Origin of the sequence: Mycobacterium sp. (assembly GCF_032162605.1) — a bacterium.
Taxonomy (GTDB): Bacteria; Actinomycetota; Actinomycetes; order Mycobacteriales; family Mycobacteriaceae; genus Mycobacterium.
This window is the reverse complement of the sequence record NZ_JAVROT010000408.1, coordinates 1-10,499: the sequence shown is the minus strand read 5'-3', so window position 1 is coordinate 10,499 and position 10,499 is coordinate 1. Positions and strand designations below refer to the sequence as shown.

8 protein-coding genes are annotated in these 10,499 nt (G+C 67.3%); 1 reads left to right on the top strand and 7 read right to left on the bottom strand.

Going from position 1 to position 10,499, the window contains the following annotated elements; genetic code table 11:
* From QOI01_RS23160 to QOI01_RS23135, 6 genes are all read right to left on the bottom strand, one after another.
* On the bottom strand, positions 1 to 389 hold a 389-nt coding region (locus QOI01_RS23160; RefSeq protein ID WP_526385100.1), incomplete at its 3' end, for an FtsK/SpoIIIE domain-containing protein.
* A 60-nt stretch (positions 390 to 449) separates the two neighbouring features.
* Positions 450 to 2,675 (bottom strand): type VII secretion protein EccCa, encoded by a 2,226-nt coding sequence (eccCa, locus tag QOI01_RS23155; RefSeq protein WP_526385098.1) that lies wholly within the window; start codon positions 2,673 to 2,675, stop codon positions 450 to 452.
* Positions 2,672 to 4,168 (bottom strand): type VII secretion protein EccB, encoded by a 1,497-nt coding sequence (eccB, locus tag QOI01_RS23150; RefSeq protein WP_526385096.1) that lies wholly within the window; start codon positions 4,166 to 4,168, stop codon positions 2,672 to 2,674. The genes eccCa and eccB overlap by 4 nt, the downstream gene beginning before the upstream one ends.
* A gap of 4 nt (positions 4,169 to 4,172) precedes the next feature.
* Positions 4,173 to 5,894: a type VII secretion AAA-ATPase EccA gene (eccA, locus tag QOI01_RS23145; RefSeq protein ID WP_526385094.1), complete on the bottom strand. Its 1,722-nt coding sequence runs from the start codon at positions 5,892 to 5,894 to the stop codon at positions 4,173 to 4,175.
* Entirely contained in the window at positions 5,887 to 6,363 is a 477-nt protein-coding gene (locus QOI01_RS23140; protein ID WP_526385092.1) for a YbaB/EbfC family DNA-binding protein, read from the bottom strand. The genes eccA and QOI01_RS23140 overlap by 8 nt, the downstream gene beginning before the upstream one ends.
* A 13-nt stretch (positions 6,364 to 6,376) precedes the next feature.
* Positions 6,377 to 7,225, bottom strand: coding sequence for an ESX secretion-associated protein EspG (locus tag QOI01_RS23135; RefSeq protein WP_526385090.1), 849 nt, complete (start codon positions 7,223 to 7,225; stop codon positions 6,377 to 6,379).
* Positions 7,226 to 7,778: 553 nt separating this feature from the next.
* On the opposite strand from QOI01_RS23135, the gene QOI01_RS23130 reads away from it, so the two are divergent.
* A complete protein-coding gene (locus tag QOI01_RS23130; protein WP_526385088.1) occupies positions 7,779 to 9,341 on the top strand; it encodes a MinD/ParA family ATP-binding protein in 1,563 nt (520 codons plus the stop codon).
* Positions 9,342 to 9,354: 13 nt separating this feature from the next.
* Here QOI01_RS23130 and QOI01_RS23125 read toward each other — a convergent pair whose 3' ends face one another.
* Complete coding sequence (locus tag QOI01_RS23125; RefSeq protein ID WP_526385102.1) at positions 9,355 to 10,050, bottom strand: transcriptional regulator; 696 nt, start codon at positions 10,048 to 10,050, stop codon at positions 9,355 to 9,357.
* Positions 10,051 to 10,499: the final 449 nt, after the last annotated feature.

The window sequence follows — 10,499 nt, the reverse complement described above, 5'->3', positions numbered from 1 at the left end:
TGCGGGAGATCCTCGAGGTACATGAGCCCGCCGCCGCCCATGTCGACGCAGTAGAACTGGATCTGGCGCGGTGTGTGCGTGGCCGCGGCCGACAACACCAGCGTCTGCAGGAACATCGACTTGCCGGTCTGCGGTGCGCCACCGATGGCGATGTTTCCGCCGGCCGCCGAGACGTCGATGCCCCACACCTCTTGGCGATGCCGACGCGGTTCGTCCATGATGCCGAGCCCGAAGCGCAACGGCTCCCGCCGATCGCGCGCGATGAGCTCGTTGACGGGCGTCGGATCAGTCAACGGCGGCAACCACATTCGGTACGCGCGCGACTCGCCGGTACCTAGCTGACCGAGGACGACCTCGCGCAACACCCGCTGCTCGGGCTCGATACTCATTTCTGGACTTTCCCTTCGGCGCTCATTTCTCGACTCCCGCTCGCTCCCGTCCTCGCAAGCTCATACCGTCATCGCCTCTGCGACCGGAGACGCCGTGAACGGACGTATCCGCAGTGGACTCTGCGCGGCGTGCTTCGGCGTGGAATCCCCGAGGTCCGAGTCGACCGCAGGCGGAACGTAGTTGGTCCCGGTGTAGACACTGTGGAACTTCACCGGGTCCTCCATGCCGACCCGAAGGAATCCGACGCCACTCTCCTTGTTCGTAATGTATTGCGCCTCAGGCGTTCCGATCACCGCCTTGGATTCCGCCGAGCTCGTCGTACGCAGCGCGATGCGGTACGTCAGGTTGGGCTCCAACTTGTCGATCCGGACGCCACCGGTGTTCAACGACTGCGTCGCAAGCAGCAGGTGCACGCGCAGCGACCGCCCGACGCGGCAGATCCGGTCGAACAGCTGGATGAAGTCCGGATGGTTCTGCAGCAGCTCCGCGAACTCGTCGACGACGACGAACAGCGTCGGCAACGGCGGAAGGTCGGCGCCGCGCTCGCGGTGCTTCTCGTACTCCGCGACACCGGACAGCGCGCCTGCCGCCCCGACCTGGATGCCCGCCTGGCGCAGAATCGACTGCCGACGGTCCAGCTCACCGGAGAGGACCTCGCCCATGCGGCTGACGAGCTCGGCTTCCTCCTCCATGTTGGTCACCACCGCCGCGGTGTGCGGCAGCTTCTCCATCCCGAGGAACGTCGAACCACCTTTGAAGTCGGTCAGCAACAGGTTGACCTGATCGGGATGGTGCGTGGCGGCAAGCGAAAGAATCAGCGTGCGAAGGAATTCCGACTTGCCCGAACCCGTGGTGCCGATGAGCATCCCGTGCGGGCCCGCACCGAACTCCGCGCCCTCCTTGATGTCGAGGTACTGGATCTCGCCGGTCTTCAGCTCGTGGCCGAAGGGGATCCGCAGCCGATCGCGGTCGAGGTCGGTGTACATCCGCCACCGGTTCGGGGTCACCTCCTCGACGGTCTGGGCGCCGACGAGCTGGTGCCACTCCGTCGAGACCTTCTTCTGCACCCTGGTGCTCTTGTCGATGATCGTGCCGGTGATCGACCAGCCCGCGAGCTTGCGGGCAATGCGGCCGGCCTGGGTGGGCGTCATCCCGTCGGTGGTGCTGGTCACCAACCGAAAGTTCAGGTTGGGCAGCCGGTCGTCCGCCGTGCCGTCCGCGTCGACCCTGACCCGATAGGAAGACCGGTGGTTGCCGAGCGTGATCACGGTGACGCCGGCGCGGCCGTCGACGGGGAAGCCCGCCCTACCGCCCGTCAGGTCGATGACGACGACGTAGGGCCCGCTCGGGGCGGAGTCAGCGGTGTGCGGCCCGCGGGCAGTCAGATCCGCCAGTCCGTCGGTGCGGGTGAACACCAACCGCGTCGCGCCAGCGGCATCGGTGTCGGTCTGGTGCTGGACGTGCGGCAGCCACTTCAGCCACGCCCAGTCCGGATCCTCCGGGTTGTCCGTCAGCACCCGGATCTGCAGCAGGTCCGGCGGATGGAACACCGCTAGATGGCAGATCATCGCGGCCAGCAGACCTGCCGAACCGGCCGTGTCACCGCCGATCGCGATCGTCGGAAACGTCCGCAGCTGAACGAGTTTCGGGCAGTCGTGAATCAGGCCGTGGGTGCGCAGGAACTTGGTCAGCCACATGTGGCTGACCGGCTCCAGGTGTGGCTGCGGCGCGGCCTGGGGGCCCGCGAGGTCGGAGCCGGCGGATGGTTTGAGCAGCCGATCGACGGCCGCCTCCGATCCGGTGCCGATGCGGGTGGCGGCGTAGAAGTCCGCGTTCGACGTCCGCGACCACTGGCGGTTGGTGCCGATGATCGAGAGCAGATCGTCGGGATGCGGGGCATGGTAGTTGTAGAACGTCACCTGCGCAGCAGCCGAGGCCGTCACCCTGGTGCGTAGTCCGGCCAGATACCGCAGGTACTCCTTGCGGTCGGCGTTGATCTCGGGCACCTTCTTGCCGCCGGGCCCGCCGCCCGCCATGAAGCCGACGGTCCCCATCACCATCATCAGCGGCATCATCAGCATGTACGGCGAGAGCTGCCGGATGCCGGTGAAGATCATGATCGCGATCATGCCGACCATGCCGCCGCCCATCACGTAGGGCAGCACCTTCTGGATGCCCGACGGTGGAATCTCGATGCCGAGGTCATCCGGCGGCGTCACGTTGATCTCACCGGGACTCAGGCGGGGTCCCCGCTTGATGATCGGCGTGAACTTCCTTGTCGTCACGAGCCACCTCCCGCTCCCGCGGTCACGGGTTGATTGGCTTGATTGGCTTGATTGGCAGTGCCCTCGGGCACCTTCCGCGGATTTGGGTCCGGCGGCAGGGTGTCGTGTTCGACCAGCGCGGCCTGCTTCGACAGCACCGGGCCGTCGACCAGCAGGCTCACCACCTGCCATGGAGCCGTCGCAGGGGACGTCAGGCCCAGGACTGCGGCGGTGTCCTCGTTGGAGAGGCCGTAGCGGACCCCCTGAGGATCGATGTAGTACAGGCTCTCGCCGTAGCGCGGGTCGGGCGACTGCAGGCGGACGTACTGCCCGCCCTGGATGAAGACCGTCGAGTCGCCCCCGATCTGGTCGATGCCCGTGTTCATCGAGCCGGCCGGGATCGGCAGGTGCCTGCCGGTGATCACCGAGATCTTCGGGGACTGGTCACCCGGTTCGCGCTGCCACGACCAGCACAGCGTTGGCGCGTCTTCGCGCAGCAGGACGTCCAGCGGGGTGTCCGGAAGGGGCGAGGTGAACGTCCGCTCGGCGATCTTCGCGACGATGCTGGACTCCACCGACGGTGGTGAGATCAGCCCGTAGGAGTTCGACGCCCGCAGCGCCGCCGCGGTCGTCTCGTTCACCTTGGCCACCCCGTCGGGCAGCACCACGTATTGCTGCTCCCCCGATTCGGTGACCGTCTGGAAGACGGTTCCGATCACCAGATTCGCCGGCAGCCCAAGGGTGTTGGGCGCGCCGCCGCCGGGAACCAACGGCAGGATCCACGGGCCCGAGTTCGGCAGTGCGTTGAAGAGCCCCTCCGAGATGGGCGTGGCCTTGGCGGTGACGGGTATCCCCACCGCCGACGTCACGGCACGGTCCGACAGATCGATGGCGTGTCTGCCGGTATCGGTGACCAGCCAGTCCCTGTCCTCGTAGGACACCAGCATCCCCTGGCCCGGCGTCATCGGGCCCACGGAGGAATCGGTGGTCAGCGGCAGCACGATCACCGACGTGGCGACGGTCGGCGCGACACTCTCGGGCCTGGTCACGGTGTCGCACAACGTCCACGTCGACTCCGCCGCACCCGAAACGGGCGTGGCGTACGGGGCACCCGGAATGCCGATCGGCTGGCCCTTCGACATGCGGTCCAACTCCTCGGACTTCACCGCGCTGGGCATGCCCGCCTTGCCGAGCACCAGCCGCGCCGACGTGAGGTTGTACACCGGACGCAGCTGTTCGCTTCCCGGCATCACGACGTACAGCTGATTGGTGTTCCTGTCGACGAGAAGGGTGTCACTGCCACGCTTGCCGAGTGGCTTGAAGTACGCCAACAGCCCCGCGCCCAGGCAGACCACCACCGCCAGCAAGATGCCGAGAGACACTGCGCGGCTGTAGAACTGGAGCGGATCGTCGAACATGCGGGTATCGCGGCGCACGATGGCGTGTTCGACGCGACGAAGCAGGAAACGCCAGCCGCTGACCTGAACCTTGGTGGTCAACCGAAACCCTGCCATGTGGTCAGTCGCCGATGTTCAGTCGACTGTGCACGGCGTCGATTGCGCCTGCCATGTCCTCGCCGCTGATCTCACTGAGCTGCTCCACACCGAGGCTCTCGAAGTCCACCGACCTGGCCAGCCTCATGTCACGCCCCTGCTCGCCTGCCTCGACCAACTGCCGCGCGTAACGGCCGTTGCCCGCGATGTCCAGCGCCGGCTTCCCGTTGAGCGAGCGCTGACTCAGCAGGGTCGCTGCTTCCAGCACGCGCTTGGCCGCTTCCTCGCTGAGCGTCGAGTCATTGCTCTCGGCAAGCACTTTCGCGATGTCGACGATCTCGTCGGGCCCGTACGAGTCGAACTCGACGCGGGTGGAGAACCGAGAACGCAGACCGTCGTTGGTCTCCAGCAGGCGGTCGATGTCGGCGCTGTAGCCCGCGATGATGACGACCAGACGGTCGCGGTCGTTCTCCATTCGGGCCAGCAGCGTGTCGAGTGCCTCGGTGCCGAACGGGTCCGCGCGCCCGTCTCGCTCCTGCACCAGCGTGTAGGCCTCGTCTATGAACAGCACTCCGCCGACCGCGCGGTCGATGGTGCGCGAGGTCTTGACCGACGACTGCCCCTCGTACTCCGCGACGAAGTCCTTGCGCGAGGTCTCGACGAGCTTCGGTTCGGCGATGACGCCGAGTCCGGCGAGGATGTTGGCCACCACGCGGGCGATCGTGGTCTTGCCGGTACCGGGCGGGCCGGTGAAGATGATGTGCTTGGACTGCTGGGCGACCTTCATCCCGCGGGCCGCCCGCACCTTCGCCATCTGCGTTGCGGCCCGGTATCTTTCGATCTGCTCCTTGACCCGGCTCAGCCCGATCTGCCGGTCGAGTTCTGCCTGGGCTTCGGCGAGCAGCTTCTCGCGGCCCGAATTGTCGGCCTCCACGCTCCCGGGATCCCAGGGGTCCCGGCGCAACGCGATCTTCTCGGCCGTCGTCGTGACGAGCCGGTAGCCCGGATCCCGCAGTGCCGCGGTCACCTTGGGCTCGGAGTTGGTGGCCTGCAGCCACTCGAGCAGCACGACGGCCGACTCCTCGTTGCCGAGGCTGCGCCGCGTCAAGGCCAGGTACCACGCGATGGCGAGCCCGCACGCCTCACCCGCAGGTGACGAATTCGCCTCGGTCAGCCGGCGTTCCGCCTCGTTGAACAGTCCGAGGTTGGCGGCGGCCACACCGTGCGCAACGCTCGCGGCAGCACCGAGAAACCTGTCCGGCCATGCGCTGGCCCCGCGCACCTCGTCGATGACGTCGGTCCACCGTTCGGCGGCTCCGTAGACCACCGCCTTCGCCCACGACACCAGGTGCTCGGCACCGCTGGCATGCATGCTTTCGAGCGCCTCCATGGCATCGGCGTAGTTGCCAACGGCCGCCTCGTTGACCGCGAAGCCCAACGTGATCGACAGCGGCGAGTTCACCGGGTAGGTGATGTTCCCGAATTGGCCGCCGATCTCGACACGCGCCTCCAGGCTGTTCATGGAGACCTCGGCGGCGCCAGCCAGCTGACCGAAGCTGCCTCGCGAGTACCAGGCCCGGAACAGCGTCGCCCGGTCGGTGTCGCCACAGCGAATGCGTCCCACCCAGGCGTCACACGCGGAGTCGTCGATGGCCGTGATCTCGGTGAACATCTGCAGGGAGCGCGCCGGAGCGGTAGGCAACATGCCGACGGCGCTACCGAAGAGTGCGGTCAATTGGTCAGTCATGGTCACCTGCGTATCGCATCATGAAGGTCTGCGCACGGTCGGCGGTGGCGTCCTCCGGCGATGGCAGATCGAGGTCTCTGGTCAGGAAGTCGCGCGTCGCGTCGTCGTCGTGGCCGTGTTGGCGCATGCCCTCGAGCATCAACGCGTACTGCGCTGCCCTCGCATCCTGGGTGGCCAACCTGGCGATGACGACGATCTCCTCGGCGAGGTCGCCTTCGGTCATGGTGGTCACCTTCTGCGATAGATCGATCTGCCGGACGCGCCCGTCCATGAACGCCGAAACGGTAACCGTCTCCGGCGGGTTCGTCACGGTGAACGTCGGACCCAGCGGTTCCTCCTGCTCGTCCCCGGTGTCGAGCAGCGGATCGAACGCGTACAGATCCGACGCATCCGACTCGGGGTCGGGTGCGTAAAAATCGGGCGCCGCCAGATCGTCGTCGAGATCGTGTGGCGGTGTCTCGTCCACCAAGAGATGGCCTTTCTCAGTCCGGGTGGTTGGCTTCGGCGGCCTTCTTGTCGAACCAGGTCTTCGACGGCAGGAACTCCATCAGCCCGTCGAGCGCGCGTTGAAGGTTCTCGGTGGTACCCGGCAAGAAGCTGCCGTACAACTCTCCGTTGACCCGGCGGGGAAGTGACACGATCCGGCCCTGGCGGGAGTCGAGTACGCCTGCCGCGACTTCAGCATGGGTGTACGTGCCGCCGGGGTGCCGCTCGTTGGCGGTGATCTCGACCCAACTGCTGGGAGCTGAGATGACATCGGCGTACAACCGGGCCGACGGGGGATCGACTCCGAACTGTTGCAACTGGTTCGCGGTCGTCGACTCGGCGAGCTTGCTCGCGACGCCTGTGAGCGGCTCCACGTCCGCAGCTACCGCGGATCCCAGGACGGTGGTCACCATGCCGGCCAGTCCGACCTGTGGAGCAATGCGTTGCAGCACGATCATCTCGCCGTCGCGGGCGGCAACGACGTGACGGTCGCCCTTGCGACAGACCACGAAGCGCACCATCTTGCCGCCGACGTCGCGGCGCCACCAACGGCCTTCCAGAGTGCGGTCGGCACGGGTGAGGGTGTCGACCATCACGGCCACCTCCGGATGGGGCGCCCCGAAGTGGTCCAGCACGCCCTGCGCGGTGAGGTCACGGGACACCTGCGCCCAGACGATGTCGCGCAGCTCCAGCTGGGGGATGTTGGGTCTGATGCCCAGGGACGGCGGAAACTCCATCAGATGGAGCCGGTCGGCGATGACGAGCATCCCGTCGATCGTGACCTCGACGGCGACGACGTCGTCGATGTGGGTGCCGCCGCGCCCGGCGTTGTGCAGGCCTGACATCACTTACCCCTCGTCCCCATCTTCCTATGCCGTCGCCGGCGGCGGGAACCGAGATCGACGTACGTCTCGCATCGGCGGCTCCTTTGCTTGAGCCGCGCCGAGATTTGCCGGAGTTTCAGAACCACCCGGCGGCTACGTGCGGTCCCGGTCCCCTCACCGGCTACGAGGGTACCAGCGGTTTCGTTACCTCAGATGCACCAATTTGGGAACTCGACACCAACACATCCGTCACTAGCGCAGTGTGGGGCAATGCGCTGAACTGCCGGAAGCCGTCGGCACCGGAACGAGCGGGCGACATGCGCATCCTCGGCCCTGGTCGGGCCAGTCGGGATGCCGACCCTCTGCCCGGCCGGCTTCCGACTGGGAGTGCGGACGTCGAGTCGAGACCACCCTCTTCGGTCCGATATTTGCGGGAGTGCTGTTGGAGTTTGCTGCTCGACGTTGATCGGCTCTGGGTGAGCGACGGCTCGGCTGCCAACGGCGCATGGTGGTTGATACTTGGGTGAATGCCGTATGACTCGTCGTCTGATCCTTGGAAAGGAGCCCTGGTGCCGTGAGCGATCGCGACGACGCCCTGCGCAGAGAACTCGGCTGGACGGGCCCCGAGGAGTCGGACTACGAACCGGCTCCCGCGGAGCCAACGTCCACGCCGGCGGCGGCGCCGGTGCCGTCCCGCCCGCCCGTCGATTACCCGGTACCCGTCGCGCCGCCGGACCCCACGTCCGAGGCGGAACCGCCACACGAGATCCCGGCTCCGCCTCCGCCTCCGCGACCGCCTCCGCCGCCGCCGCCGCCACGTGACACCGACCGTCCCGACGGCGGTCCGCGACCGCCGTCGCGTTACGGCCCACCTCCTGGCGTTCCTCGCGACACCGGGGCGCTCCCCGTCCAGGGCAGGCAGCCCGAACCGCCTCCGCAGTGGGCGCCGCAGCCACCGAATCAGAAACCTCCCGTCTGGCAGCAGGGTCGTGGGCCGCGCCCGAATCCGCCGCCACCGGTTCAGGGTCAGGGGCCGCCACCGGTTCAGGGTCAGGGCCCGCCACCGGTTCAGGGTCAGGGGCCGCCGCCGTTTCAGGGTCAGGGCCCGCCACCGGATCCACCGCAATACGGCAGCTGGCAGGGACAGCCCTACGGTCAGGATCCGCGCGGCGCGCCCTCCCCGCCGCCGGGGTCGTACGCGGACCGGATCAGGGCAGACGATCTTGTCCCCAGCCGTCCCGTCGCTCCGACCCGCGGCTGGCGCCTGGCCGTCTTCAAGCTGTCGTTCGGACTGATCAACCCCGGTCAATCCCCCGAGGAGATTCGGGAGGCGGAGCTCGAGGCCCGCGTCAAGGTCCTGATGCGGGGTAACTACAAGGTCGGCGTCATGGGCAAGGGTGGCGTCGGCAAGACCACCGTGTCGGCCAGCATCGGTTCGGTGTTCGCCGAGCTACGCCAGGAAGACCGCGTTGTGGCGATCGACGCCGACACCGCCTTCGGCAAGCTCGGCAGTCGCGTCGACCCCAAGGCCGTTGGGTCGTACTGGGAGTTGGCCGGAGATCAGCATCTCGAGACGTTCGCGGACGTTCGCAGCCGCGTCGGAAACAACTCCGCCGGACTCTTCGTTCTGGCAGGCGAGGGAAGCCCGGCCCGGAGACGGGTGCTCGACCCCGCCATCTACCGCGAGGCGGCGGCACGATTGGACCGCTACTTCTCCATCACCGTCGTCGACTGCAGTTCGACGATGGACACCCCGGTGACCCAGGAGGTGCTTCGTGACCTCGACGCCCTGGTCGTCGTCTCCTCACCGTGGGTGGACGGCGCCGCAGCCGCGGGCCAGACGATGGACTGGTTGGCCAACCGCGGCCTGACGAGCTTGCTCCGCCGCACGGTGGTGGTGCTCAACGACTCAGACGGTCACGCGGACAAGCGAACTCGCGCGATCCTGGCGCAGCAGTTCGCCGGCCAGGGGCAGGTGGTCGTGGAGGTTCCGTTCGATCCTCATCTGCGTCCGGGCGGCGTCATCGAGGGCACCACCGAGATGTCCGCCCCGACGAGGCGCAAGTTCATCGAGATCGCCGCAGCCCTCGCGGAGCACTTCCCGGCCAACGACGAACGCGGCCGAGACCGGCACTGACGCCACGGGGCCTTCAGCGCCAGTCGAGTTGACCGATGAGAGTCTCGATGGCCCCCACCGCGGGAGCGGGGACGGGCTGTTCTGACTCCGCTCGCGCGATGACGTCCTCGGCGACCCCGGCGGCCTGAGCCGTCTCGACGATCGTCAGGTTCGAGTTCCGACGGGCGGCATACAGTCGCTGACCGAGGGTGGCGTGCTGCGCCGTCGCCGCAAGCATCGTCAACTCCTCGACGCGGCGGCGCACGGTGCTCAGCGCCCTGATCAGCGTCGGCGTGACCTTGCCGATGCGCGTCGCGCGCGCCGCGACCGCCTCGAGCTGCCGCAGATCGGACAGGATCGCCGTGATCCGGGGGGTAAAGTCCGGGTCGTCCGCGGCGGGCAGCGAGTCGATCGTCGACCCGAGCGTGTTCACCGCCGCGACCACGGCCAAGGCGATCAACGACCCTTCGTCGCCCGGTTGATCCCTGCGGACGACCTCGGTCTGGTCGTCGCCGCCGGCCGGACCGCCCGTCCTGAGCTGGTTGATGGTGCCCGGAGGCCAGCGCAGAACCCCCTCGAGCCTGGCCCTGGTCCTGTCGCGCGGCCAGCTCCGCCCCTTTTCGAAGCTGATCAAAGCACCGGCGTTGATGACGCCGTCGGCGGCCAGGCTGCGTTGGCTGATGTCGAGTTCGCGCCTGCGCGCCGCGGCGGCGGCGCCCGCCCGCGCCATTCCCGGGTCCACCGCCGTAGTGGTGTCGACGTCGCGATCGGGGTCATCCTGTTGGATCACTGGCGGATCACCAACGACCTGGGTCGGTTCTCGGCGCTGGGATGGTCATCGCGGTGGTTCCTCGGTGCCGGCTGGGCGGTGCTGCGTGGCGCTGCAATGGTATCCAAACTCGATGCACCGCTATGGCTTGGCTGGCCGTTGAGACCGAAGCAGTCGACTTGTTACCGCTGCGGTACCCATGATCAAACCATGTCATCGCTACGTCTTTGAAGTCATCTCCGCGCGTAATTCCGGAGTTGCACTGGGCTCGGACGCAGGGCCTTAGCTGCATGAATCTTGCCTTGCGCTGGTTGGCGAGCCACGAACTCGCGTACTTCGCGGCTGTGTTCTGCCTTGTCGATCTCCTAATGCTTCAACTTAAACTGTTGCATCGCAACGGTTACTGCTAT